The sequence below is a fragment of the Blastococcus sp. TF02A-26 genome (assembly GCF_003319125.1).
Taxonomy (GTDB): domain Bacteria; phylum Actinomycetota; class Actinomycetes; order Mycobacteriales; family Geodermatophilaceae; genus Trujillonella.
Genome location: NZ_QOHG01000009.1, coordinates 1 through 24,767, shown reverse-complemented (window position 1 = coordinate 24,767; position 24,767 = coordinate 1). Strand labels below are relative to the sequence as shown.

The window sequence follows — 24,767 nt, the reverse complement described above, 5'->3', positions numbered from 1 at the left end:
GGGTGATGCACCCTGCCGGACGTGGACGCCGCCTCTCTCTTGCTCGGCCTGCTGCTGGGCGCGCTGCTGGCCACCGCGGTCACCCTCGGGGTCGTCGCCCTGCTGGCGCGGCGCCGCCCGGAGGACGCCGGGTTGGAGCCGGTGCACGAGTCCCTGGACCACCTGCACCGCCTGCTCGCCGGCATCGAGCGCGACCGGGCGACCGCCCACGGGGAGCTGCGCGAGCAGATGGGCACGGTGGGCCAGACCTCGGCCCTCCTCCGGCAGGAGACCGCCGCGCTGGTCACGGCGCTGCGCACCCCGCACGTCCGGGGGCGCTGGGGCGAGGTGCAGCTCCGCCGGGTCGTCGAGGTCGCCGGACTGCTCGAGCACTGCGACTTCGTCGAGCAGCCCTCGGGCACCAACGACTCCGGCGCCGGCGTGCGCCCCGACCTGGTGGTGACCCTCGCCGACGGCAGGCAGGTGGTGGTCGACGCCAAGGTGCCGTTCACCGGCTACATCGAGGCGGTCCAGGCCGAGGACGCCGCGGTCCGGGCCGAGCGGGTCGCCGCCCACGCGCGGCAGCTGCGTACGCACGTCGACGCCCTCTCCGCCCGCCGGTACCCGACCGCGTTCCGCCCGGCGGCCCCGTTCACGGTGCTCTTCGTCCCCTCCGACGGCTTCCTCACCACCGCGCTCGAGGCGGAGCCGGGCCTGCTCGAGTACGGCTTCAGCCGCGACGTCGTCCTGGCGACGCCGAGCACCCTGCTGGCCCTGCTGCGCACCGTGGCCTACTCGTGGCGGCAGGAGCGGCTGGCCCGCGACGCCGACCAGGTGCTGGAGGTGGGCCGCCGGCTGCACGCCCGGCTGACCACCCTGTCGGGCCACCTCACCCGTCTCGGGTCGGCGCTGGGCACCGCGATGGCGCGCTACAACGACACGGTCGGTTCCTACGAGCGGTCGGTGCTGACCGCAGCCCGCCGTTTCGACGAGCTCGGGGTGGCCGAGACCGAGGTGCCCACGCCGCCGCCGATCGAGGCCACCGTCCGGGCCCTGCGGCCATCGGTCCCGCAGGAGGACGCCGCGTTCCCCGAGAGCCGGGACGGCACCGCCGGCTGAAGGTGACCGGTCCGTCCCGCTGGGCTCGCCGTCCACCAGCGGTCACATCCGCCCCGCGCATTGCGACGAGTGGTCACCGACGCGCCCCGGCTTGGGCACAAGTTGCCTGCGCGCAACGGCTCCGCCTTCCCCCGAAGAGCGACTCGGCTCGCTACCGTTTCCCCTGATGGTGGGAGCTCCTCCACGAGCTCCCCGCGAACGGGACGGGAGGTGCGCCATGGCCTCGGCGAGCACTGCCGACACCTGGCGGGAGGCCGGAGCTCGCTCCGCGCGGTCCGCCGGTGGTCCCGGAGCGCCCCGCAACGCCCGCTCGGCGCCGGGTGAGCGCCCGGCCCGACCGCCGCTGCCGCCCCTCCCGCCGCTGCCCTCGCAGAACCGCGCCGGCTCCCCGGCGCAGCGCCCCCCGGCCGCCGCCTCCCGCGGCGCGGGCCAGGGCCGCCCGGTGCAGCGCCCGTCCAATCCCGCCCCCGACCGCGCCGACCGCGTCGGCCCCGCCCGCCAGCACGACGACCGCATCCGGGCCACCCCCGGCTACCCGCGCGCCTCCTCCGACCTCGCGCCCGACGCCGGCCCGCGCCGCGGGCGCCGCGACCACGACGACGTCCCCGACGCCGGTTCCGCCCCGCGCGCCACCGCCCGTCCGCACCGCGCGGCACAGACCGCCGTCCCGGAGCGGGGCAGCCGGCTGCGCGGCAGCGTCGCGGTCCTCGGCCTCCTCGTGGTGGGGCTCGCCGCCGGGTTCGTCGACACGATGGGCGCCAACACCCTCGGCCTGATCACCCTGGTCGGGCTGGTCGTCGGCACCGCCGCGGCCACCCTGCTCGTGCGCCGCCGCGACCTGACCACGCTGGTCATCGCCCCGCCGCTGGTGTACCTCGCGGTCGTGGGGGTCCTGAAGTTCGTGCACCGCGGGCCCGAGTCGGGTCCGAGGAAGGTGATCGCCGAGATCGCCGCCGAGCTCGCGCTCGGTCAGGGCTTCACCGTGATGGCCGCGGCCACCGGCACCGCCCTGGTGCTCGCCCTCGTCCGCTGGGCCGCCCGCCGCTGACCGGCGTCGGGCCCTGCGGGGGCCGGCGCCCTACTCCGCGGCGCGCTTCTGGCGCAGCTCGTGCGGCAGCGCGAAGACCAGCCGCTCCTCGGCGGCCTTGACCGTCTCGACGTCGGCGTAGCCCCGCTCGGCCAACCAGTCCAGCACCTCGTCCACGAGCACCTCGGGCACCGAGGCTCCGCTGGTGACCCCGACCGTGCCGACGCCCTCGAGCCAGGCCGGGTCGATCTCGGCGGCGTAGTCCACCAGGTACGAGGAGCGGGCGCCGGCCTCGAGGGCCACCTCGACCAGCCGGACGGAGTTCGACGAGTTGGTCGACCCGACGACGATCACCAGGTCACAGCCCGGCGCCATCTGCTTGACCGCCTGCTGCCGGTTCTGCGTGGCGTAGCAGATGTCGTCGCTGGGCGGGGACTGCAGCGTGGGGAACCGCTCGCGCAGCGCGTCGACCGTCGCCAGCGTCTCGTCGACCGAGAGCGTCGTCTGCGACAGCCACACGACCTTCTCGGGGTCGCGCACCTGCACGTTCGCCACGTCGTCGGCGCCGTCGACGAGCTGGATGTGGGCGGGGGCCTCACCGGAGGTGCCCTCGACCTCCTCGTGCCCGCGGTGGCCGATCAGCAGGATGTCGAAGTCGTCCTTGGCGAACCGCTTCGCCTCCGAGTGCACCTTGGTCACCAGCGGGCAGGTGGCGTCGATGGTGCGCAGCGAACGCTGGGCCGCCTCCTCGTGCACGGTCGGGGAGACCCCGTGCGCGCTGAAGACGACGACCGAGCCCTCGGGCACCTCGTCGGTCTCGTCGACGAAGATCGCGCCCCGCCGCTCGAGCGTGGCGACGACGTGCTTGTTGTGGACGATCTGCTTGCGGACGTAGACCGGGGCGCCGTGGATCTCCAACGCCCGCTCGACGGCCACCACCGCGCGGTCGACACCGGCGCAGTAGCCGCGGGGGTCTGCGAGCAGGACGCGTCCGCGCTGATCAGCCATGCACCCACTGTAGAGAAGGAACACACTCACCCCCCGTCCTCCGCGGGCTCCGGACAGGTGCCCTGCAGGTCGGGGACAGCCCGCCGTGACGGAACTCATGCCCCGGCCGGGTGCATCCAGGGAGGTGGGGCTGCCGGACACGCCCGGCTACGGCACCCTTGTCGGCATGTCGCGTCAGATCCCCGAGCCCATCCGCGCGTATGTCGGACTCGCCGCCACCGTGCTCGACGAGGCACGCAAGCTGCCCGAGACCCTGCCGGGCCTCCCGGTCCGGGTGATCGGGCTGGCGATGCAGACCGCCCTCAAGGTCCAGCAGCAGTGGGCCGGGCTGGTCGCCCGCGGCGACGAACTGCTCACCGGACTGCGGGGTGAGGACGAGCCGGGTCTCGCCACGTTCGACGACGACGAGGACGCCGCCCCGGCCCCCGCCCCGTCCGCGCGCGCCTCCGCCTTCGACCGCGCCGCCGCCGACGTGCCCGACCACGAGGACGACCTCGCGGTCGAGGACACCGCCGCGGCGCTCGACGAGACCGACGCCGTCACCGCGGTCGAGGACATCGTCGACGACGAGATCTCCGGGCTGGCCGCCGTGCCGGACCCGGACGAGGTCGTGGAGACGCTGCAGGACATCACCGACCAGGTGGCGGCCCTCGACGAGGCCGCCGCGGTCGAGGACGCCGAGGCGGTCCTCACGCCCGAGGACGCCCTGGAGACCGCGCTGCTGGAGACCGACGGCACCCCCGGCGTCCCGGCCGATCCGGGTGGCTCCCCCGTCGGCGAGGTCGACGGCGTCCCGGACGTGACCGAGGTCGACGTCCTCACGCCCGAGGGCGAGGTCGAGACGGTCGAGGCCACGGTCACCGACGAGGCGATCGCTGCTCCGGAGTCCCCCGCCGACACCGAGACCGCCGACGCCGGCCCGGCGCCGGTCACCGAGGCCGACGCCGAGGGCACCGCCGACGAGACGCCGGCCGCCGACGAGGCGACCGCCGTGGACGAGGGTGGCACGCCCGTCGCGGCGGCCACCGGTGGCGCGACCGACACCGCGACCGACACCGCGACCGACACCGCCGAGGCACCCTCCGGGGACGCCCCCGTCGCCGGGTACGACGGCTGGACCGTCGCCCAGCTCCGGGGTCGGCTCCGCGGTTACCAGCTCTCCACCGTCGCCGACCTGCTGGCGTACGAGGAGTCGGGCCGCAACCGCCAGCCGTTCGTCAGCATGCTGCGCAACCGCCTGGAGAAGCTCGAGCGGCAGGCCGTCGAGGCCAGCCCGCTGGCGCCTCGCGGCATGTAACGGCACCGTCGGAGGCTCATGGCAGTCTCGGGGGCATGACCAGCCCGTCCTCCCCCGAGGCGCCGTGGCCGGTCCGCACGGTGGCCCGCAAGGTCGCCGAGTGGATCGGCCGGCTCGGCGAGGTGTGGGTGGAGGGTCAGGTCGCCCAGCTCTCCCGCCGGGGCGCCGGCACGGTCTTCCTCACGCTGCGCGACCCGGCCGCCGACCTGTCGATGCCGGTGACCTGCGCCCGCGACGTGGCCGACCGGCCGGGCCTCGAGCTCGCGGAGGGGGCCCGGGTGATCGTCCGGGCCCGGCCCGACTACTACATCGCCCGCGGCTCGTTCTCCCTGCGCGCCACCGAGATCCGGGCCGTCGGGCTGGGCGAGCTGCTGGCGCGCATCGAGCGCATCCGCCGGCTGCTGACCGCCGAGGGGTTGTTCGACTCCGCCCGCAAGCGCCCGCTGCCCTTCGCCCCGGCGGTGGTCGGCCTGGTCACCGGCAAGGACAGCGCGGCCGAGCGGGACGTGCTGGTCACCGCCCGCCGCCGCTGGCCCGCCGTCCGCTTCGCCGTCTCCCACACCCTCGTGCAGGGCCCCATGGCCGCCGGCTCGGTGATCGAGGCCCTGCAGCGGCTGGACCGCGACCCGGAGGTCGAGGTCATCGTGATCGCCCGCGGCGGCGGCTCGGTGGAGGACCTGCTGCCGTTCTCCGACGAGGGACTGGTCCGGGCGATCGCCGGCTGCCGCACCCCGGTCGTCACCGCCGTCGGGCACGAGACCGACACGACGCTGGTCGACCACGTCGCCGACGTCCGCGCCGCCACGCCCACCGACGCCGCGCACCGGGTGGTGCCCGAGATCGGCGAGCAGAGCCGCCTCGTGCAGGCGCTGCGCGCCCGCGCGCGCGCCGTGCTCACCGGCCGGCTGGAGCAGCAGGAGCGCTGGCTGGAGGGCGTGCGCAGCCGCCCGGTGCTGGCCGCGCCGGAACGCATGCTGCACGGCCGGGCCGACGACGTCGCAGCGCTGCGCGGCCGGGCGCTGCGCACGCTCACCCACCGCGTGGAGAGCGCCGAGCGCGACCTCGAGCACGCCCGGGCCCGTGTCGCCGCCCTCTCCCCCGCCGCGACGCTGGAGCGGGGGTACGCCGTGGTCCAGCGGGCCGACGGTGCACTGGTGCGCGACCCGGCGGCGGTCGGGGACGACGAGCGGCTGACCGTGCGGGTGGCCGGTGGCCGGCTGCCGGTGCGGGTCGCCAGGGAGGATGGGCAGCCGTGAGCACCCCCACCGAGGACGAACAGCCGACCACGACCTACGAGCAGGCCCGCGAGGAGCTCGCCGACGTGGTCCGCCGGCTCGAGGCCGGGGGGCTCACCCTCGAGGAGTCCCTCGCCCTGTGGGAGCGCGGCGAGCAGCTCGCCGAGCTCTGCCAGCACTGGCTGGACCGGGCCCGCGAGCGGCTGGCCGCCGCGGCCCCGACCGACCAGCAGTAGTCAGGCGGCCGCCTGCTCGTGGTCGCCCGGGTGCGGCAGCGCACCGGCGACGTCGAGGGCGGCGAGCAGCTGGGCGGCCCGCTCGCGCAGCAGCCCCGAGGCCTCCGGGTCCAGGACGCCGGGGCCGTCGCGCAGGCAGCGCTCCAGCAGTGCCAGCACGTCCGCGCCGAGCGGGGTGGCCGGCGGCGCCGGCCGTCGGGCGGGGATGCGCGTGACCATGCCGCAAGGGCACGATCCTCCGCTCTGGGGCGCACGGTGGTCGCCGCCGCGGCACACGCCGTATCCGTTCACGCCGAACTCCTCGAGGGATCGCAGGGGTGGCCCGCCGGAGCTTGATCCCGGGGACCGGGGCGCCGAGGGTCCCGCCAGCCCCACCCGTCACACGGCGCGGCGCACCGCAGCGTCACCAAGTCGTGACGTGCGCCACATCCGCGGTCAGCCGGCGACCGGCCGGGCCGCGGCGGCGAGGGTGCGCAGGTCGTCCTCGCCGGCCGATCCGGTGACCAGCTGGGTCACCCCGTCGAGCTCCCGGAAGAGCACCGTCTCGTCCCGCGTCGTGGTCGCCCGCGTCCACTCGTCGCCGTCGACGTCGACCGTCCCCTGGTTCTCGGCGCCGTCGAGGACGTCGTCCACCTCGGGGGCGTCCGGGTCGTCACTGGTGACGTAGACGGCGTACTCGTCGGCCGGGGTCACGTAGTCGATCCCCAGCGTCACCGGGCTGCCCGGGGTCTCCGGGCTCGCGGTCACGTCGGTGTCGGTCGCGCGGAAGCCCTCCGGCAGGTCCTCGGGCGCCTCCAGCGGGTACGCGGCGTACTCCGCCGCCCGCCCGATGCTCGGCGCGGGGTCGATCGGCCGCACCGGGTCCCGGTCGTCCTGCCGGAGGAAGGCCAGCCACCCGACGAACGCCACGCAGATCACCACCAGTGGGGCGAGGGAGCGGAGCATGTTCTGCGCGCTCATCCGGTTGGCCCGCTCGACCGCCGACGTCGGTGCCGGCAGCTCCTCCGCGGGGACGGTCTGCTGCTGCTGGTCCGAGGGGCCCGCTCCGGTCATTCCCCTAGGATCGCAGCACAGCTCCCCCGCTCTGCCGCCGTCGTCCCGCGACCGCGCATCCGAGGACCCCTCCGAGCCAGGGAGGGACCCCGGGAGGGGTCTCATCCATGGAGGTCCTGTGTCACTGCCGCTCCCCGACGGACAGCCGAACCCGACCGGCCGCGCGAGCACCTTCCTCGCCGACCGCCCCGCGCCGGACCGCAACCTGGCTCTCGAGCTGGTCCGGGTCACCGAGGCCGGGGCGATGGCCGCCGGGCGCTGGGTCGGCCGGGGGGACAAGAACGGTGGGGACGGCGCGGCCGTCGACGCGATGCGGGCGCTCATCGGCACGGTGAGCATGCGCGGCGTCGTGGTGATCGGCGAGGGCGAGAAGGACGAGGCGCCCATGCTCTACAACGGCGAGCAGGTCGGCGACGGCTACGGCCCGGAGACGGACGTGGCGGTCGACCCGGTCGACGGCACCACGCTCATGGCCAAGGGCATGCCCAACGCGATCTCGGTCATGGCCGTCGCCGACCGCGGCGCGATGTACGACCCGTCGGCGGTCTTCTACATGGAGAAGATCGCCGTCGGCCCGGCCGCCGCCGACGTCGTCGACATCACCGCCCCCGTCGCGGAGAACATCCGCCGGGTGGCCAAGGCCAAGCACAGCACCGTCGCCGACGTGACCGTCTGCATCCTCGACCGCCCGCGGCACGAGCAGCTGGTGCACGAGGTCCGGGAGGCCGGCGCGCGCATCAAGTTCATCAGCGACGGCGACGTGGCCGGCGCGATCGCCGCCGCCCGCGAGGGCACCGGCGTCGACATGCTGGTCGGCATCGGCGGCACGCCCGAGGGGATCATCGCGGCCTGCGCGCTCAAGTGCATGGGCGGTGCGCTGCAGGGCCGGCTGTGGCCCAAGGACGACGAGGAGCGGCAGAAGGCGATCGACGCCGGTCACGACCTCGACCGCGTCCTCTCCATCGACGACCTGGTCGCCGGCGACGTCTTCTTCGTCGCCACCGGCGTGACCGACGGCGAGCTGCTGCGCGGGGTGCAGTACCGCGCCGGGGGCTGCACCACGCAGTCGCTGGTCATGCGCTCGCGCTCGGGGACGATCCGGCTGATCGACAGCCTGCACTCGCTGGAGAAGCTGCGGGCCTACTCCGCGGTGCCCTTCGACCGGCACGACACCGAGTAGCCCGACCGGGTCCTCACCGCGGGGGTGGCGGGAGGTGGCCGCGGTGCCACCGCTCGAGGCGGGCCCGCCACCGGCTGGTGGGCTCGCCCGGCGCGAGACTGCGCAGCCGCAGGTCGCCGAAGAGCGTCCGGGCACGGACGACGACCAGGGGCGTGCCCGGTGCGCGCGGCACCGGGGCCAGCTCGGTCCGCTTGTCGCCGAAGACGGTCCAGCCCTGCAGCTCGGCCTCCACGCCCTCGTCCACCACCACCTCGACGTCGCCGAAGACGGCGCCCAGGCCGAGCTCGACGCGGTCGGCGGAGGTGCGCAGGCCGCGCAGGTCCAGCCGGATGTCGCCGAACACGGTGGCGATCGCCTGCGGCAGGGCGGTCCCGCCCTGCACCACCACGTCGCCGAAGAACGACGTGACCCGCTCCGGCGCGCGACCGCCCACCACGGGGGCGGGCGCCGCGGCGGGCGCCGCGGCGGGAGCCGGCCCCGGCAGGTCGGCCACCGGCCCCGCGAGGTCGGCGGTGGTCACCGCGGCGTACGCGGCGGCGACGCGCTCGCCGAACTCGTCGACGTCGATGCGGCCCTCGGTGAGCGCGGTCTGCAGCCGGGCCACCACGGCCTCGCGGTCGGCGTCGGAGGCGCGGACGGCCGGCGTCCGGTCGGCGTCGTCGGTCACGTACCGACCGTAGAGGCCCGCCCCCCGCGACGACACCGGCCCGGCACCTCGTCGAGGTGCCGGGCCGGTGTACGGATCAGCGGGTGCCGAGGCGGACCTCAGCTCGGGAAGGTGACCCGGCAGAGCTCACCGGTGCCCACGGGCTGACGGCCCGCGCAGCTGTCGGCGTAGTCCTGGTACGGCGAGTCGATCGGCGCCGCGAAGAACAGGTCGTCGCAGGTCTGCATGTTCCCGTCGAAGCAGGCCTGGGCCTGGGCGTTCAGCGCGGGGTCGTCACCGAGACCGGTCGGCGGGATGGTCGCAGCCGGGATCTCGCCACCGCCCCCGCCACCGCCACCGCCGGCACCGCCGCCGGCGTACTCGTCCTCGCACCCGCCGTAGAGCTCCTCGTTGCGACCGCCGCACGTGGAGCCGTACTCCTCCCACTCCGAGCCGACCGGCGACTGCAGCCACAGGTCGTCGCAGGCCACCCAGTCCTCGTCCGCGCAGTCGATGGCGAGCGGCAGCAGGTCGCCGTCCTCGTCCTCCTCCGTGATGTCGCACGGGCTGTCGGGGTCGGGGACCCCGGCGGAACCGCTGCCCGAGGGCTCCTCGCAGTCGACCGAGGACGACGAGCTCGACGAGGACGACGAGCTGGACGAGGACGACGAGCTCGTCGACGCGGTGGTGGTCGGGGAGGCCGTGTCGCTGCCGCCGTCGTCGTCCTTGAGCAGGAAGAACAGGCCCACGCCGGCGCCGGCGAGGACGACGACGATCGCGGCGATGATCGCGATCAGCTTGCCGCTGCCGCCACCGGAGGACCCGCCGCCGGGCCCGCCGCCGTAGCCACCGGGAGGCGGCACCGGGCCGCCGGGACCACCCGGGCCGCCGTACTGCGGCTGGCCGTACTCGGGCTGCCCGTACTGGGGCTGGCCGTACTGGGGCTGCCCGTACTGCGGCTGCCCGTACTCGGGCTGGGGCTGGCCGTACTGCGGCTGCCCGTACTGCGGCTGGCCGTACTCGGGCTGGGGCTGGCCGTACTGCGGCTGCCCGTACTGGGGCTGGCCGAACTGCGCGGTCTGGTCGCGCTCACCGGGCTGGCCGTACTGACCGGCCGGGAACTGCGCCGTCGGCGGCGCCGGCTCACCGAACTGCTGCGTGGCCTCGTCGGGCTGCTGCCCCGGCTGGCCCGGCTGCTGCCCCCAGCCCTGCGAGCCAGGCTGCTCCGACGGGTCGGAGCCACCCGGAGGCGGATACGGAGGCTGAGACATGGTGCGGACTCCTCGAGCGTCGCGGGAACGGCGCACGTCAGGGACGTGGCGTGGGGATGCTATTCGGCACCCTCCCCCACGACCAGCACGACGAGGTCACGGGGAGGTCCCGTGCAGCAGCCTGGCCGCTCCCGCTTGCGCGGGACTTGGAGGCCACTGGCGCCCGGCCGGGGGCGCCGGGGTCACTCCAGCTCGGTGCAGTACGGAACGGTGTAGATCTTGACCCGGCCGCCGCAGGTGGAGGCGTACTCCTCGTAGTCCGACATCGGCGGCGACTCGAAGAAGAGGTCGTCGCAGGCCTGCAGGTCCCCGGCGAAGCACTCCTCCGCGTAGCCGTTCAGCACCGGGTCCGGGCCGAGGTCGCCGGGCGCCACCGGCGGCGACTGCTCCACCGGTCCGAGCGGCCCGTAGACGCCGCCCCCGCTCGAGGCGTACGGGTCCATGGACATGAAGTCGTCCATCATCTGGTCCATCTGCTGGTTCTGCGCGCGCCCCAGCTCCGCGCCGATCTCCCGGCCCACGTCGTCGGCCTGGGTCGCGATGATCGCGCCGGCCACGGCTGCGGCCACCCCGGCCCCCACGACGAGGACCGCCGCAGCCGCCGTCGCCACCAGCACCGGACGGTAGGGGCCGGCCGGGAACGCCGACGCCGGAGCCGCGGGGACGGGGCGGGGCGACGGCTGCGGCGCCCCGTGGCCGATCGCGCCGTAGGTGACGTCGTAGCCGGGGACCTGGCCCGCGCCGTACCCGGGTCCGTACCCCGCACCGGGCGGCGGATACGCGGGCGCCCCGTAGCCGGGAGCGGCCTGTGCGGCGGTGCCGTAGCTGTCGGTCATGGGGGCTCCTCGGCCTCGACGGTCGGCGAACCGTACGGCCCTCGGGCGCACCGTGGGGCACGGCGCGGGTACGCCTCCCCCGGAGCGAGCAGCCCCGGCATCTAGGGTCGCTCCCGGAGCACCCACCCCTTCCACCCCACACGGAGCGCAGCCATGCCCCCTGCCGACACCGCCTCTGGACAGGACGGTTCGAACGCCGCCGCGGAGTACCGCGTCGAGCACGACTCGATGGGCGAGGTCCGCGTCCCGGCATGGGCGAAGTGGCGTGCCCAGACCCAGCGCGCCGTCGAGAACTTCCCCATCTCGGGCACCCCGATCGAGCGCGCCCTCATCGGCGCGCTGGCCGCCATCAAGGGCGCCGCCGCGAGCGTCAACGCCGACCTGGGCGTGCTCGACGGCGACGTCGCCGGCGCGGTCCGCGAGGCAGCCACCCGCGTCGCCCAGGGCGAGTTCGACGAGCACTTCCCCATCGACGTCTTCCAGACCGGCTCGGGGACGTCGAGCAACATGAACACCAACGAGGTCATCGCCACCCTGGCCACCGAGTCGCTCGGCCGGCCGGTGCACCCCAACGACCACGTCAACGCCTCGCAGTCGTCCAACGACGTGTTCCCCTCGGCCATCCACGTCGCGGCCACGAGCGCGATCGTCCGCGACCTGATCCCGGCGCTGCAGCACCTGGAGCTGTCGCTGTCGCGCAAGGCCGACGAGTTCGCACAGGTCGTGAAGAGCGGCCGCACGCACCTCATGGACGCCACGCCGGTCACGCTCGGCCAGGAGTTCGGTGGCTACGCCGCCGCCGTCCGCTACGGCGTCGAGCGACTGCACGCCTCGCTCCCCCGCATCGGCGAGCTGCCGCTGGGCGGCACCGCCGTCGGTACCGGCATCAACACCCCGCCCGGCTTCGCCGCGAAGATCATCGAGTTGCTCGCCGGCGAGCTGGACCTGCCGCTGACCGAGGCGCGTGACCACTTCGAGGCGCAGAGCTCGCGCGACAGCCTGGTCGAGGCGTCCGGTCAGCTGAAGACCATCGCCGTCGGCCTGGTGAAGATCGCCAACGACCTGCGCTGGATGGGCTCCGGCCCGCGGACCGGCCTCGCCGAGATCAACCTGCCCGACCTGCAGCCGGGCAGCTCGATCATGCCGGGCAAGGTGAACCCGGTGATCCCGGAGGCGACCATCCAGGTCGCCGCCCAGGTGATCGGCAACGACGCCGCGGTCACCTTCGCCGGGACGACCGGCGTCTTCGAGCTCAACGTGACGCTGCCGCTCATGGCCCGCAACGTGCTCGAGTCGATCCGCCTGCTGGCCAACGTCAGCCGGGTGCTGGCCGACCGCTGCGTCGACGGCATCACGGCCAACGTGGAGCGCTGCCGGGAGTACGCCGAGTCCTCCCCCTCGATCGTCACGCCGCTGAACAAGTACATCGGCTACGAGGAGGCGGCGATCGTCGCCAAGCAGTCGCTCAAGGAGCAGAAGACGATCCGCCAGGTGGTCGTCGAGCGTGGCTACGTCGAGCAGGGGAAGCTCACCGAGCAGCAGCTCGACGACGCCCTCGACGTCCTCTCGATGACCCACCCCTGATGCCCGGTGCCGTCCCGGTCCGCGCCCGTCGCGGAGCGGGACGGCCGGACCGGCCGGTGTAGGTTGCTGCGGTGCTGACCGGTCGCGCGGAGGCCGCTCCCGTGGAGCCGATGCTCTGGGACCGGCTGGGGCTGGTGTGGAGCGCCCCCGAAGGCAGCGGCCTGACCGGCGCGTTGCAGCCGACGCCCCTCCTGCTCGGCGACCGCATCCGGGTCTTCACCGGCTGCCGGGACGCCGATGGCGCGAGTTCGGTCTGGTGGGTCGACCTCGACCTCGAGGACCCGACCCGCGTGATCGCCGAGGCCCGCACCGCGGCACTGACCCCCGGCGCTCCCGGCACCTTCGACGCCGCCGGGGTGGTCCCCTGCGCCGTGGTCGGCACCGACCGGTCCGACGTGCGGCTGTACTACGCGGGTTACCAGCCCCCCGCCGGTCCGGGCGAGCGGTTCCGCGTCTTCTCCGGGCTGGCGAGCGCGCCCGTCGCCGACCCGGGCACCTTCACCCGCCTCCGGGACCGGCCGCTGCTGCGGACCAGTCCCGGCGAGCGGCTCTTCCGCGTCGTGCACTCCCTCGTGCGCGCTGAGGACGGCGGCTGGCGCTGCTGGTACGGCGCCGGTCACGAGTTCCGCGAGGGGCGGACCAAGCTCCTGCCGGTGTACGACATCCGGCAGATGGACTCGCCCGACGGACTCGACTTCCCCGACGCCGGCGAGGTCGCCGTCCCCCTGGGGTCACCCGACGAGCACCGGGTCGGGCGGCCGTACGTGGTCCGGCACGAGGCGGGCTGGCGGATGTTCTTCGGCGCCGGGACCGAGGCGACGACCTACCGGCTCACCTTCGCTGACTCCGCCGACGGGCGGTCCTGGCGCCGGCACGACGGCCTGCTCGGCCTCGACGTCGCCGACGCGGGCTGGGACTCCGAGATGGTCGCCTACCCGGCGGTCGTGACCACGGGCGCCGGGACGTTCCTGTTCTACAACGGCAACGGCTACGGGCGGGACGGCTTCGGTGTCGCCGCGCTCCGCCGGCCCCTGCCGCTCGTCCCCTGACCCACGACCGCGGAGGCCGCAGTGACCGCCAGTGCCAAACCCATCGTCATCGTGGGCGCCGGTGAGACCGCCGACATCGCCTACGAGTACTTCACGGTCGACTCCGACCGCGAGGTGGTGGCCTTCGCCGCCGAGCGGGCCTTCCTGCCGGCCGAGGCCGAGGGGCTGGGCGGACTGCCGTACGTCGCCCTCGAGGACCTGACGCAGACCCACCCCCCGTCGCAGGTGGAGACCTTCGTCGCGCTGTCGTCCACGTGGCTGAACCGACTGCGCGCCCGGCTCTTCCGCCAGGTGAAGTCGCACGGGTACACCTGCGCCTCCTTCGTGAGCCCGCACGCGTTCGTCTGGCGCAACGTCACCATCGGCGAGAACTCGTTCGTGTTCGAGAACAACGTGCTGCAGCACCACGTGTCGGTCGGGGAGAACGTGGTGCTCTGGAGCGGCAACCACATCGGCCACCGGACCGTCATCGAGGACCACGTCTTCGTCTCGTCCCACGTCGTGGTGTCGGGCTTCTGCCGGATCGGTTCGTCGGCGTTCATGGGCGTGAACGCCACAGTGGGCGACAACATCACCATCGGCGCCGACAGCGTCGTCGGAGCCGGCGCCGTCGTCGTCAAGGACCTGCCCCCGCGCGGGGTCTACGTCGGCAGCCCCGCCAAGGCCACCGGCGGCGACCCGTTCGACTCGTTCACGGTCCCGGCGGAGCTCCGCTGACATCGGCGCCGGGCCGGACGAGGGAGGTGACGAGGACCTTCCGCGTGCCCGGCCGGGCACCGACGCTGCGCTTGAAGTGGGCCAGCCCGAGGTTGGGACTGCCGTCCTTCTCGCTCGAGGGCCCCATGTCCAGCAGCCGCGCGCCGGTGCGCAGCGACGTCTCGACCAGCCGGTGCGCCAGCAGGTTCATGGGCGAGCGCTGGAGTCCGTGCGCGGCGTCGTCGCCCCAGGCCACCAGCAGGTCGACGTCGGACAGCACGCGGTACACGACGGCGGCCGCCACCGGGCGCCCGTCGTGGCGGAGCACCCACACGTGCACCCGGCCGGGGAACGCCTCGCGTGCCCGCGCCAGGTACCCGGCCGGCAGGCCCGGCGGGCGGCCGTGGGCCGCCCGGTTGGCCGCCAGGATCCCCTGGGCGACGGCGATCTCCTCGTCGTGGACGGCCTCGGTCAGCTCGTAGGGCAACGCGAGGTCGGCGCGCACGTCCCGCGCCCGCTTTCGGCTCAGCAGCGACAGCGGGTCGGTGTCCGGTCCGAGCCCGCGCAGGTCCACCACCTGGTTGAGGTCGCAGTGCTCGACGGCGAACCCGGCCTGCAGCAGCGCGTACTCGACCAGCGGCTCGGCGGCCGAGTACTCCGGCGGCCGGCAGCGGATCCGCACCTCCCGGAGACCGTCGGCACGGGCCCGGGCGAGCCCCTCCCTGACGAGCCCCACGACGTCGTCGACGGTCGGGTCCTCCCGCACCAGGTCCGGCCCGCCGAAGGGAGCACTGTGCCCGGACAGCAGGACGCCGTCGGTGACCACGCCCGACAGCACGCCGACCAGCGTCCCCTCGCGGCCGCGGTGGTCGTACCACCGGCGTGCGCCGGACGGCACGCCGTTCAGGTCGTGGAACCGGGCGTCGCAGAACAGCAACCCCCCGCCCAGCAACTGCTCCGCCACCGGCGCTCCCGTCCCCGATCCGTATCGCTGATCCTCTCCCCTGCCGATGAGAGGAGGGTGACCGACCCAACCGGTGTCCGCGACGACCGTCGCTCACTCCTCCCCGGCCGCAGGGTGACCGACTGGAACCCACCGCCGTCGGGGAACGGCGCCGGGTGCCGGATCGTCGACCTCCCCCGCGTGACCGACCCTCGGGGGAACCTCACCTCCATCGAGGGCGGGTCGCAGATCCCGTTCGACATCGCCCGCGTCTACTACCTGTACGACGTCCCGGGCGGGGAGTCCCGCGGCGGGCACGCGCACCAGGACCTGCAGCAGCTGATCATCGCCGCCGCCGGCAGCTTCGACGTCGTCGTCGACGACGGGACGGAGGTGGCGCGCTTCCACCTCAACCGCTCCTACTACGGCCTGCTCGTGCCGCGGCTCACCTGGCGGGAGCTGGGCAACTTCTCCACGGGCAGCGTGTGCCTCGTGCTGGCGTCGCTGCCCTACACGGAGGAGGACTACCACCGCGACTACGACGGGTTCCTCCGGGCCCGGCGGGAGGCCGAGGCCGCCGGGACGGCTCCGTGACGCGGCCTCCCGCCAGGGTCCGCGTGCCGTTCATGGACCTGCGGTCGCTCCACGTCGAGCTGCGGGACCAGCTGGCCGAGGCCGCCCTGGGGGTGCTCGACAGCGAGCGCGTGCTCCTCGGGCCCGAGCTCGAGCGCTTCGAGCAGCGGTGGGCCCGCGTCGTCGGGGCCCCGCACGGCGTCGGGGTCGCCAGCGGCCTGGACGCGCTCACGCTGGGCCTGCAGGCGCTCGGCGTCGGTCCCGGGGACGAGGTGCTGGTCCCCTCGCACACCTTCGTCGCGACCTGGCTGGCCGTCGTGCACGCCGGCGCCACCCCCGTGCCCGTCGACGTCTCGGTGGAGACCGGCGTCTGGGAGCCCGACGCCGTGGCCGCAGCGATCGGCCCCCGGACACGGGCGCTGGTGCCGGTGCACCTCTACGGCCACCCGGTGGACCTCGACCCGCTGCTCGGCCTCGCCGCCCGGCACGACCTGGCCGTCCTCGACGACGCCGCCCAGGCCCACGGTGCGACCTACCGGGGACGTCCGGTCGGCGGCCTGACCGCCGCGACCGCCTGGAGCTTCTACCCCGGGAAGAACCTCGGCGCCCTGGGCGACGGCGGCGCGGTTACCACCTCCGACCCGCAGGTGGCCCAGCGGGTCCGCTCGCTGCGCAACTACGGCTCGACCGAGAAGTACGTGCACGCCGAGATCGGCTGGAACAGCAGGCTGGACGAGCTGCAGGCGGCCCTGCTGTCGGTGAAGCTGGCCCACCTCGATCGGCACAACGCCCGCCGCCACGCCTCGGCGCTGCGGTACGGCGAGGCGCTCGCCGACTCGGGCCTGGTGCTGCCGGTGGTCGCCGACTGGGCGACGGCGGTGTGGCACCTCTACGTCGTCCGCACCCCGCACCGCGACGCCCTCCGCGCGCACCTGGCCGCGCACGGGGTGGAGACCCTCGTCCACTACCCCGTGCCGCCGCACCGCCAGCCCGCGTTCGCCGGCACCGCCGCCGCCGACGCCCACCTCCCCGCCGCCGACAGGCTTGCGTGCGAGGTGCTCAGCCTGCCGATGGGCCCGCACCTCCGCGACGACCAGCAGGACCTCGTGATCGACGCAGTCAGGAGCTTCCGACCGTGAGCAACCCGCTCGTCAGCATCCTCGTGCCGACCTACAACGGCGAGCGCTTCCTCAAGGCCGCGCTCCGGTCGGCGCTGAGCCAGTCCTACCGGGAGATCGAGGTGATCGTCGGCGACGACGCCTCGACCGACGGCACCGCCGCCGTGCTCGCCTCGGTCGCCGCCACCGACGACCGGGTCCGCGTCGTCCGGCACGAGACCAACGTGGGCGGTTTCGCCAATCCGATCCGGCTGCTGGAACTGGCGCGCGGCGAGTACGTGAAGTTCCTCCTGCACGACGACGTCCTGGCGACCGACTGCGTTCGCGACCTGGTCCGCGGCATGCAGGCCACCCCGGGAGCCACCATGGCCTTCTCCCGCCGCGTGGTCATCGGCGAGGACGGGCGCCCGGTGCCCGGCGGCGAGCTGGCCCCGCTGACCGAGCGCACCGGGCCGCTGGACGGCCGCCAGCTCGGCGACACCATGCTCGAGCACTGCAGCAACGTGGTCGGCGAGCTCACCACGGTGCTCTTCCGCCGCGAGGACGTGGACGTGGCCGAGCTCTGGCAGGTTGACGGACGGCGCCTGGCGGTCCTCGGCGACCTGGCGCTGTGGCTGCGGCTGCTCGCCCGGGGGCCGGCCTTCTACACCCCGCGAACCCTCAGCCGGTTCCGCGTGCACGGCGACCAGAGCTCGCAGAACCCGGCGCTCATCGAGCGGGGCCTGCGCGACTGGCCCCGACTCATCGACTGGGGAGTGCGCAACGGCTTCCTCGCCGACACGGAGCGCCAGCGGCGGGCCTACCTCAAGTCCCTGCTGATGACCGCCACGCGCTCGGCGGAGCTGGGCGGTGGCCACGCCGCCGCAGCCGCGCTGGAGGCGACCTTCCTCGCCACGGCGCGACTCGTCGAGCTCATGGGCGCCGATCCGGACGGGGACGCCCGGCCCCTGGTCGAACGGGCGCACACGTCCCCGCTGCTGGACCGGTTCGCCCGGGAGCTCGACGTGTGGGGTCGCCCCCAGGCGGTCGCCCTCGGCGCACTCACCGCCCCCTCCCCGGACCGGCACGAGGTCGACGCCCTCGTGCAGGCATTCCGCGACGTGCGCTCGGCCGGCGCGGCCGAGCGCTTCCTGCTCGCCGTCGCGCCGGACCACCTCACCACGACCGCCCCGCTGGTCGAGGCCGCCCTGGCCGGGGGACCCGACGTCGACGTGGAGCTGGTGCCCACGGACGAACCGACCGGGCTCCTGCGCGACTCCTGGCTGGCGGTGGCCGCTCGCGGGGCGACCTGGCACGCCGGGCGGGCCGACGCGGTCTGGGCCGTCGAGCTCCCCCTCCACGCTCCCGCGGAGCCGATCGCCTGAGCTCCCCGGGCCGGGGCAGCGGCGCAGAGGGCCACGCACCCCCGCCGGTAGTAGCGTCCCCTCCGATGAGCGAGACAACGAGCGCCGGTGACGTAGCCACGCCTGACGTCGCCCTGCGCTACCCCGGTGGAGAACTGCCCCTGCCCGTCGTCCCCTCCACCGAGGGCGCCGACGGCTTCGACACGAGCAAGCTGCTGGCCACGACCGGCCGCGTCGCCCTCGACATCGGCTTCGTCAACACGGCGGCGTGCACGTCGGCGATCACCTACATCGACGGTGACGCCGGCATCCTGCGCTACCGCGGCTACCCGATCGACCAGCTCGCCGGCAAGGCCAGCTTCCTGGAGGTCAGCTACCTGCTGATCTACGGCGAGCTGCCCACGGCCGACCAGCTGGCGGCCTTCGACTCGAGCATCCGGCGGCACACGCTGCTGCACGAGGACCTCAAGCAGTTCTTCAAGGGCTTCCCGCTCGACGCCCACCCGATGCCGGTGCTCTCCTCGGCGGTCAGCGCCCTGTCGACCTTCTACCAGGACTCGCTCGACCCCTTCGACGAGCGCCAGGTGGAGATCTCCACCCTGCGGCTGCTGGCCAAGCTGCCGACGATCGCCGCCTACGCCTACAAGAAGTCCGTCGGACAGCCGTTCCTCTACCCGGACAACTCCCTCGGACTGGTCGAGAACTTCCTCCGCATGACGTTCGGCTTCCCGGCCGAGCCCTACGAGGTCGACCCGGAGCTCGCCGCGGCGCTCGACATGCTGTTCGTGCTGCACGCCGACCACGAGCAGAACTGCTCGACGTCGACCGTGCGGCTCGTCGGCTCCTCGCACGCCAACCTGTTCGCCTCGGTGTCCGCCGGGATCAACGCCCTGTTCGGTCCGCTGCACGGTGGCGCGAACCAGTCGGTGCTGGAGATGCTCGAGTCGATCCAGCGCGACGGCGGCGACATCAAGACCTTCGTGAACCGGGTCAAGAACAAGGAGCCCGGCGTCAAGCTCATGGGCTTCGGCCACCGCGTCTACAAGAACTACGACCCGCGCGCGGCCATCGTGAAGCAGACCGCGGACAGCGTGCTGGACAAGCTGGGGGGCAACAGCCAGCTGCTCGACCTGGCGCGTCAGCTCGAGGAGATCGCGCTGTCGGACGACTACTTCGTGCAGCGCAAGCTCTATCCCAACGTCGACTTCTACACCGGGCTGATCTACCGGGCGATGGGCTTCCCCACGCGCATGTTCACCGTGCTCTTCGCGCTCGGCCGGCTCCCCGGCTGGATCGCCCAGTGGCGCGAGATGATCGCCGACCCGTCCACCAAGATCGGCCGCCCCCGCCAGCTCTATACCGGTCCCACCGAGCGCGCGTACGTCGAGCTCGGGGACCGCTGACGGGTCCGCGCGTGTCCGAGCCGTCCGGGGAGGAGTCCATCGTCCTGCCGCCGCTGCCGCTGGCGACGGGACTACTCCTCCCCGGCGGCGGCGCCGCCGACGCCTCCCGCCGGATCGCCGAGGTGGCCCTCGTCGTCCGCACCGAGGACGGCGTGGAGCACCGCGTCCCGCTGGTGGAGCAGCACGGCGCCTGGTGGGCGCCGTCGCCGCCGCGGTGGACACCGGAGTCCGCGCGTTCCACCGATCGGGCGACATCCCGAAACCACCCTCACCCGGAGGGGTGAGGGGCTCCCCCCTGCCCCTCCGGGCACCCCCGTGTCCCGTCGATACGACGGCGAGGCCGCTGCACCGCAGCGCGCCGGCCGCGTAGGACGAGACCCCCGGGGGACCCGCAGTGCCCGCACCACGCACGCCCGCCCCCAGGGCTGCCCGTACCGCCCGGCCCGCCGCGAGCCGCAGCACCGCCACGCGCGCGCCGATGACCGCCCAGGAGGCGGCCGCCGTCCGCGCCCTGCTGGCGGCCCGGGCCGCCGCCGGGGACGCCCCCGGCCGCAGCACTGCCGCCCGGAAGCCGGCCGCGAAGCGCACGGCCTCCGCCGGGCGCCGCTCGTCCACCCGCCGGCCGTCGTCGCGCACCGGCGCGCGGAGCCGCACCCGCCGTCCCGCCCGCCCGCCGGCGTGGCGGCAGTACCTCGCCGCCCAGGACGCCCGGCGCTGGAAGCACCGCGCGGTCGTCGTCGCGCTGGGGGTCGTGCTGCCCGCCATCGCCGGGGCCCTCTCCCCCACCCCGCCCGTCCCGGCCACCGCCGCCGCCACCGACCCGCTGGGGCTGGCCGCGTCCACCCAGCAGGCCCTGGCCGAGGACGCCGCGAGCTACCGCCGGCTGCAGCAGGACCTGGTCGGCCGGCGCGACGCGCTCACGCGTGCCCGGGCCGCCGAGGAGCAGGCCCGCGCGGCCGCCACCACGGCGCGGGCCACCGTCGGCGACGGCTCCGCCGACCTGTACCGGATGACGGCCGCCCAGCGCTCCCCGGTGTTCGGCCTGGACGTGCACGACGCCGACGCCGTGACCGACGTGCTGTGGCTCCAGGGCATCGCCGAGCGGGCCGACGAGGCCCGGGACGTCGCCGTCGTCCGCGCCGCCCGCGCCGAGCAGGCCGTGACCGCGGCCGCCTCGGCCACGCTGACCGCCCAGGTCGCCGTCGACGCCGCGGAGGCCGAGGCCGAGGAGCTGCTGGCCGCCGTCCGCGAGCAGGTCGCCGAGCTGTCGCCGGCGACCACCGCGCAGCTGGCCGGCCTGACCGCCGTCCCGGCCGCGGGCGAGCAGCAGGAGCGCAACCAGCAGGCGCTGCACCGCTGGCAGGACTACCTGGGCACGCTCGCCGTCGCCGGCGTCCAGCCTCCGGCCGCCGCCGAGCTGGCCGATCCCGCCGCCCTCCCCGACGGCTTCTCCCCCGCGCTCGACGGCACCGGCACGCCGATCCCCGGCGTGGCGCTGGCCGTTGCCGGCAACCGGCCGGTCACCGTGCTGTCGGCCGAGACCGTGACCGCCGTCAGCGTCGCGTTCTCCCAGCTGGGCCGTCCGTACCAGGCCGGCGGCACCGGTCCGGACGCCTACGACTGCGGTGGGCTCACCGCGGCGGCCTACGTGCAGGCCGGCGTCGGCCTGCCCGCGGCGGCGGCCGAGCAGTGGGCCACCGGCACCCCGGTCCCGGCGTCGCAGCTCCAGGTCGGCGACCTGGTGTTCACCGACGCCGGCGCGGACGTCGGCGTGTACGTCGGCGAGGGCCAGGTCCTCGCGTCCTCGGCCGCCGGATGGTCGGTCGGCGTGCGGACTTTGACCGGCACGACCGGCACGGTGCGGGTCACCCTGCCCGCGCCGGAGACGCCGAACCCGCCGCTGCCGCCCGCCGTGACCGGCAACGGCGCCTGCGGCACCCCGCCGGCACCGGTCGGCCCGGTGAGCCCGATGTGGGGTGGCTACGGCAACGGCCGCATCCCGGCCGAGGCGCTGTGCTCGATCGGTGGGTCGCACGCCCTGCGCTGCGACGCCGCCGCCGGCTACAACGCGCTCGCCGCCGCCTTCGCCCAGGACTTCGGCCGGCCGCTGTGCATCACCGACTCCTACCGGTCCTACGCCGGTCAGGTGGCGGCGTACCGCGCCAAGCCCCGGCTGGCGGCCTTCCCCGGCACGTCGAACCACGGCTGGGCCCTGGCGGTCGACCTCTGCGGTGGCATCAACCGCGGCGGCAGCGCCGAGTGGCAGTGGATGGTCGCCAATGCCGGCCGGTTCGGCTTCGTGCAGCCGGACTGGGCGCAGCCGGGCGGCGAGAAGCCCGAGGCGTGGCACTGGGAGTTCGGCCACCTGCTCGACGTGTGAGGCATCGGAGTCGCCGGAGTGCGTTTCCCGCGCTCCAGCGACTCCGCTAGATCCAGGGCAGGGTGGGCAGGCTCCGCCAGGGAAGGCGGACGCACGGCTCGCCGGTCGACTCGGCCAGCCGGGCGGCCACCCCCGCGCCGGCACCGGCCACCGGCCGGCCGGGCGTCACGACGACGTGCATGTCGGGCATCGGCAGCCCGGCCGCGGCCACCCGGTCCAGCACCAGCTCCGGAGCGGTGAACGGCGCGGACGCCAGCAGCGGCACCACGGGGTGCGACCACAGTGCGACCGGGCCCTGGACCCGCAGCTCGGTCCGCACCTCGGCCGAACGACCGACGGCGCGCGTGCGGACCCGGGCGACGTCCTCGGGCCCGGCCGACGGCGACGGCGTCCAGGGCAGGGCGACGTCGTCGCGCCGGACGACGACGCGCCAGCCCACCGCGGCCCGCCGCCGGTCGGTCCAGTCCAGCACCGCGGTCCCGGCGGCGGCCGCTGCGGCATCGGGCACGGGGCGGTGCGCCACCCACGACGACAGCGCCGCGGCGAGGGAGTCGGGGACGGGAGCGACCCCGGCCGCGGTCATGTCCTCGGCCAGGTCGCGCACCGAGGTGCGCAGCGTGCGCTCGTCCTCCCGCAGCACCACGACCGGCCCGTCGACGCGGTCGTCGGCGAGCACCACGCGCAGTCGCGCGGTCGCGAGCTCGGGCAGCACCTCGGCCGCCACCTCGCGCAGGTCCTCGGGGTCCACCGGCACCGGCCGCAACCGGTGCAGCAACCCGGCGGAGGACCGCCCGAAGCGGGGATCGGTCACCGCGGCACCCGCGCCAGCGCCGCCCGCAGCACCTCGGGGAGGGCGGGGAGGGCGAGCACGCTCTCCAGCTCGACGGCGGAGAGGCGGACCGGGAGCACGTCGTCGTCCCACCCGGTGACCCGGCGCACCCGGGCGGCCGGATCCGGCCAGACGGCGTCGCGGGCCATGGCCACGTGCAGCTCGGTGAGGACGTCGGCGAGGTGGATCGCGGCGACCGGGTGCACCTCACCGGCGTTCAGCCCGTGCCGGACCGCGGTGGCCAGCGCGGCACGCGCGGGTGCGGCCAGCCAGTACGGCACGAGCACGTCGGGGGTCGGCTCCCCCGCGGCGAGGGCGCTCAGGTCGGGCTCCCCGGGGACGTCCCCGGCGCCTGGCGGCGGAGCGGGGAGGCGGTCACACCGGAGATATCGGCAGTCCAGGACGTGGACGGACCCTGTGCGCAGGGAATTCCCGGCAACCCGGTGGTCAGCCGTGACCTGCTCGCTGCTGGGCCGTTGTCCAGCCCAGCAGCACCACCCTGCTCCCGTTGCCCCGAGGGGACGAGCCGATGCGCCGCAGCACCGTCACCGCTCTCGCCACCGCCCTGGTCCTCACCGCGGGCACCACCGCCGCCTCCGGCGAGACACGACCGACCGGTCAGGACGACGGAGCGCTGCGCGACGTGATGCTCGTCGGGGACAACCGGGACGGGACGGTGACCGTCGTCGACGCCACCGACCACCAGCCGCTGGCCCGGATCGACGTGATCCCCGACCGCGCGCAGCGGATGGCCGAGGTCCTCTCCCGCCCCGACCGGCTGGCCTTCTACCTGGCGATCCGGGCCGGCATCGGCGAGGGCCATGACCAGTTCACCGACGACGCGTACACGACACCCGACGGCAGCCTGCTGGCGGTCAGCCGGCCGAGCTTCGCCGACGTCGTCGGGATGGACCTGGCCACCGGCGACATCGTCTGGCGGTTCCCGATGGAGGGCTACCGCGCCGACCACATGGGACTGTCCCCCGACGGCGAGCGGCTGCTGGTCAGCGACTCGACGGCGAACGTGGTGCACGAGCTCGACATCCGCACCGGCACGGAGCTGCGCACCTTCCCCAGCGGGGACACCCCGCACGAGAACACCTACACCGCCGACGGCGGACGGGTGTTCCACGCCAGCATCGGGCGGGTCTACACGCCGGTCGACCGGCCCGAGTTCGGCACCGCCTACGACACCCTCAAGGGCGAGCAGGTGTTCCAGGTGGTGCGCACCGAGGACATGTCGATCGAGTCCCGGTGGGACATGGGCGCGGAGCTGGCGGAGGCCGGGTACCCCGGCATGGCCTCGGCGGTCCGTCCGATGGCGCTGGCGCCGGACGAGCGCTTCGTCTACCTGCAGGTGTCGTTCTTCCACGGCCTCGTCGAGTTCGACACCCAGGCCACCGATCCCGAGGTCACCTACCCGGGCGAGCCGACCGTGGGCGCCGTCCGCCGCGTCGTCCCGCTGCCGGACCGCACCGACGGGCTGCCCCGGGAGCTGTACACGCTGGACTCCGCGCACCACGGGCTGGCGATCGACCCCACCGGCAGCACGCTGTGCGCCGCCGGGACGATGTCGGACTACGCCGCGCTGGTCGACCGCGACACCCTCGAGCACACGATCGTCGACGTGGGCGCGAAGCCGTACTGGACGACCAACGGCCCCGACGGCGAGGAGTGCTGGGTCTCGGTCAGCGGGGACGACCGCGTGGTGGTCATCGACTACGACACCGCCGAGGTCGTGGCGACGGTGCCGGTCGGCGACCACCCGCAGCGGGTGCGCCCCGGCGTCGTCGACCCCGCGACGCTGACCCGCTGGGCCGGCCCGGTCGGCTAGTTGTCGTGACCGGACAGGTTGTTCACGCGGCGAGGCGGCTGATCGGCGGCTGACCTTTGAGGGCGGAGTGGCTGCGGGCAGTGTTGTAGTGCTCCAGCCAGGCGTCCAGGGCGGCCGTGCGCTGGTCG

26 protein-coding genes are annotated in these 24,767 nt (G+C 74.8%); 16 read left to right on the top strand and 10 right to left on the bottom strand.

Features of this window, described 5'->3' with window-relative positions; all coding sequences use genetic code 11:
- Positions 1–21: 21 nt before the first annotated feature.
- Complete coding sequence (locus DQ240_RS11725) at positions 22–1,098, top strand: DNA recombination protein RmuC (RefSeq protein WP_113839795.1); 1,077 nt, start codon at positions 22–24, stop codon at positions 1,096–1,098.
- A gap of 217 nt (positions 1,099–1,315) precedes the next feature.
- Entirely contained in the window at positions 1,316–2,146 is an 831-nt protein-coding gene (locus DQ240_RS11720; RefSeq protein ID WP_113839794.1) for a DUF6542 domain-containing protein, read from the top strand.
- Positions 2,147–2,176: 30 nt separating this feature from the next.
- Here DQ240_RS11720 and DQ240_RS11715 read toward each other — a convergent pair whose 3' ends face one another.
- Positions 2,177–3,133 carry a 4-hydroxy-3-methylbut-2-enyl diphosphate reductase gene (locus tag DQ240_RS11715; protein WP_113839793.1) on the bottom strand — a complete coding sequence of 319 codons (957 nt, stop codon included), beginning with the start codon at positions 3,131–3,133 and terminating at the stop codon, positions 2,177–2,179.
- 166 nt (positions 3,134–3,299) lie between these two features.
- Between DQ240_RS11715 and DQ240_RS11710 the strand changes: the two genes are divergently transcribed.
- The 3 genes from DQ240_RS11710 to DQ240_RS11700 are packed head-to-tail and all read left to right on the top strand — an operon-like array spanning position 3,300 to position 5,901.
- Entirely contained in the window at positions 3,300–4,430 is a 1,131-nt protein-coding gene (locus tag DQ240_RS11710) for a hypothetical protein (RefSeq protein WP_147261982.1), read from the top strand.
- Between the two features lie 35 nt (positions 4,431–4,465).
- A complete protein-coding gene (gene xseA / locus DQ240_RS11705) occupies positions 4,466–5,686 on the top strand; it encodes an exodeoxyribonuclease VII large subunit (protein WP_113839791.1) in 1,221 nt (406 codons plus the stop codon).
- On the top strand, positions 5,683–5,901 hold the full coding sequence (locus DQ240_RS11700; protein ID WP_113839790.1) for an exodeoxyribonuclease VII small subunit: 219 nt from the start codon (positions 5,683–5,685) through the stop codon (positions 5,899–5,901). The genes xseA and DQ240_RS11700 overlap by 4 nt, the downstream gene beginning before the upstream one ends.
- Here DQ240_RS11700 and DQ240_RS11695 read toward each other — a convergent pair whose 3' ends face one another.
- Positions 5,902–6,120 (bottom strand): hypothetical protein, encoded by a 219-nt coding sequence (locus DQ240_RS11695; protein ID WP_113839789.1) that lies wholly within the window; start codon positions 6,118–6,120, stop codon positions 5,902–5,904. It lies immediately after the preceding gene.
- Between the two features lie 216 nt (positions 6,121–6,336).
- Positions 6,337–6,954, bottom strand: a complete 618-nt coding sequence (locus DQ240_RS11690) for a DUF4245 domain-containing protein (protein WP_113839788.1) — start codon at positions 6,952–6,954, stop codon at positions 6,337–6,339.
- 118 nt (positions 6,955–7,072) lie between these two features.
- Here DQ240_RS11690 and glpX point away from each other — a divergent pair, with 118 nt between their 5' ends.
- On the top strand, positions 7,073–8,134 hold the full coding sequence (gene glpX, locus DQ240_RS11685) for a class II fructose-bisphosphatase (RefSeq protein WP_113839787.1): 1,062 nt from the start codon (positions 7,073–7,075) through the stop codon (positions 8,132–8,134).
- Positions 8,135–8,147: 13 nt separating this feature from the next.
- Here the strand turns inward: glpX and DQ240_RS11680 are convergent, their stop codons facing one another.
- From DQ240_RS11680 to DQ240_RS11670, 3 genes are all read right to left on the bottom strand, one after another.
- Positions 8,148–8,801, bottom strand: a complete 654-nt coding sequence (locus DQ240_RS11680) for a DUF1707 domain-containing protein (RefSeq protein ID WP_113839944.1) — start codon at positions 8,799–8,801, stop codon at positions 8,148–8,150.
- Positions 8,802–8,899: 98 nt separating this feature from the next.
- On the bottom strand, positions 8,900–10,051 hold the full coding sequence (locus tag DQ240_RS23610; protein WP_199589259.1) for a hypothetical protein: 1,152 nt from the start codon (positions 10,049–10,051) through the stop codon (positions 8,900–8,902).
- A 182-nt stretch (positions 10,052–10,233) separates the two neighbouring features.
- Complete coding sequence (locus DQ240_RS11670) at positions 10,234–10,887, bottom strand: hypothetical protein (protein ID WP_113839786.1); 654 nt, start codon at positions 10,885–10,887, stop codon at positions 10,234–10,236.
- A 153-nt stretch (positions 10,888–11,040) separates the two neighbouring features.
- On the opposite strand from DQ240_RS11670, the gene DQ240_RS11665 reads away from it, so the two are divergent.
- The 3 genes from DQ240_RS11665 (at position 11,041) to DQ240_RS11655 (ending at position 14,237) form a co-directional block, all read left to right on the top strand.
- Positions 11,041–12,471 (top strand): aspartate ammonia-lyase, encoded by a 1,431-nt coding sequence (locus DQ240_RS11665; RefSeq protein WP_113839785.1) that lies wholly within the window; start codon positions 11,041–11,043, stop codon positions 12,469–12,471.
- A gap of 71 nt (positions 12,472–12,542) precedes the next feature.
- Entirely contained in the window at positions 12,543–13,520 is a 978-nt protein-coding gene (locus DQ240_RS11660) for a hypothetical protein (protein ID WP_113839784.1), read from the top strand.
- Between the two features lie 21 nt (positions 13,521–13,541).
- Positions 13,542–14,237, top strand: a complete 696-nt coding sequence (locus DQ240_RS11655) for an acetyltransferase (RefSeq protein ID WP_113839783.1) — start codon at positions 13,542–13,544, stop codon at positions 14,235–14,237.
- On the opposite strand, the gene DQ240_RS11650 is transcribed toward DQ240_RS11655, so the two are convergent.
- Positions 14,212–15,180: a GNAT family N-acetyltransferase gene (locus tag DQ240_RS11650; protein WP_158548653.1), complete on the bottom strand. Its 969-nt coding sequence runs from the start codon at positions 15,178–15,180 to the stop codon at positions 14,212–14,214. The two genes, DQ240_RS11655 and DQ240_RS11650, sit on opposite strands and share 26 nt — an antisense overlap.
- Between DQ240_RS11650 and DQ240_RS11645 the strand changes: the two genes are divergently transcribed.
- The 6 genes from DQ240_RS11645 to DQ240_RS11620 all read left to right on the top strand — a co-directional run bounded on the left by DQ240_RS11645 (position 15,082) and on the right by DQ240_RS11620 (position 21,976).
- Complete coding sequence (locus tag DQ240_RS11645; RefSeq protein WP_369832007.1) at positions 15,082–15,753, top strand: FdtA/QdtA family cupin domain-containing protein; 672 nt, start codon at positions 15,082–15,084, stop codon at positions 15,751–15,753. The two genes, DQ240_RS11650 and DQ240_RS11645, sit on opposite strands and share 99 nt — an antisense overlap.
- Positions 15,750–16,871 carry a DegT/DnrJ/EryC1/StrS aminotransferase family protein gene (locus DQ240_RS11640; protein WP_304549943.1) on the top strand — a complete coding sequence of 374 codons (1,122 nt, stop codon included), beginning with the start codon at positions 15,750–15,752 and terminating at the stop codon, positions 16,869–16,871. Before DQ240_RS11645 ends, DQ240_RS11640 begins: the two co-directional genes overlap by 4 nt.
- Entirely contained in the window at positions 16,868–18,214 is a 1,347-nt protein-coding gene (locus DQ240_RS11635; RefSeq protein WP_158548651.1) for a glycosyltransferase family 2 protein, read from the top strand. Before DQ240_RS11640 ends, DQ240_RS11635 begins: the two co-directional genes overlap by 4 nt.
- Positions 18,215–18,279: 65 nt before the next feature.
- Entirely contained in the window at positions 18,280–19,596 is a 1,317-nt protein-coding gene (locus tag DQ240_RS11630) for a citrate synthase (protein WP_113839779.1), read from the top strand.
- 11 nt (positions 19,597–19,607) lie between these two features.
- Positions 19,608–19,880 (top strand): hypothetical protein, encoded by a 273-nt coding sequence (locus DQ240_RS11625; RefSeq protein WP_199589257.1) that lies wholly within the window; start codon positions 19,608–19,610, stop codon positions 19,878–19,880.
- A gap of 194 nt (positions 19,881–20,074) precedes the next feature.
- The gene (locus DQ240_RS11620; RefSeq protein ID WP_233498655.1) at positions 20,075–21,976 is read left to right on the top strand and encodes an NlpC/P60 family protein; all 1,902 of its coding nucleotides are present in this window, start codon (positions 20,075–20,077) and stop codon (positions 21,974–21,976) included.
- Positions 21,977–22,022: 46 nt separating this feature from the next.
- Here the strand turns inward: DQ240_RS11620 and DQ240_RS11615 are convergent, their stop codons facing one another.
- Positions 22,023–22,787, bottom strand: coding sequence for a hypothetical protein (locus tag DQ240_RS11615; RefSeq protein WP_113839777.1), 765 nt, complete (start codon positions 22,785–22,787; stop codon positions 22,023–22,025).
- Entirely contained in the window at positions 22,784–23,092 is a 309-nt protein-coding gene (locus DQ240_RS11610; RefSeq protein WP_233498654.1) for a hypothetical protein, read from the bottom strand. The genes DQ240_RS11615 and DQ240_RS11610 overlap by 4 nt, the downstream gene beginning before the upstream one ends.
- 242 nt (positions 23,093–23,334) lie before the next feature.
- Between DQ240_RS11610 and DQ240_RS11605 the strand changes: the two genes are divergently transcribed.
- Positions 23,335–24,639, top strand: a complete 1,305-nt coding sequence (locus tag DQ240_RS11605; protein ID WP_113839775.1) for a YncE family protein — start codon at positions 23,335–23,337, stop codon at positions 24,637–24,639.
- Positions 24,640–24,661: 22 nt separating this feature from the next.
- Here DQ240_RS11605 and DQ240_RS11600 read toward each other — a convergent pair.
- On the bottom strand, positions 24,662–24,767 hold a 106-nt coding region (locus DQ240_RS11600; RefSeq protein ID WP_147261914.1), incomplete at its 5' end, for an integrase core domain-containing protein.